Origin of the sequence: Neisseria sp. P0014.S009 (assembly GCF_051958155.1) — a bacterium.
In the GTDB taxonomy this organism is placed as follows: domain Bacteria; phylum Pseudomonadota; class Gammaproteobacteria; order Burkholderiales; family Neisseriaceae; genus Neisseria; species Neisseria flavescens_C.
The window spans coordinates 1-235 of sequence record NZ_JBQCVS010000271.1; the positions used below are offsets into that span (position 1 = coordinate 1).

Annotated in this window: 1 protein-coding gene; it reads left to right on the forward strand. The window is 37.9% G+C overall.

Annotated elements, in window-relative coordinates:
• Window positions 1-235 (forward strand): surface lipoprotein assembly modifier (locus ACTHS4_RS12620; RefSeq protein WP_440366058.1); only part of this gene is annotated, 235 nt, incomplete at both ends.

Genomic DNA, 235 nt, shown 5'->3' on the forward strand with positions numbered 1-235 from the left:
CGCCCTATCCGTTGATCGCGATATCAATCTCAAAGACAACCATTATTTCGCTCTTTCAAGCGATGTCGACGGTGTCAGCTATTGGGATAATCATGATTATGATGATCAAACAGCAAAGGTCAGTCTTGGTTATAAAAATAAAAGTTTTAAAACAGATAGTTTTGTTATGCCATTTTTAGAAAAGCGTCGCTACGGAAATCATCCTTATTACACGCGTACAGGTGTAGATTTAGGT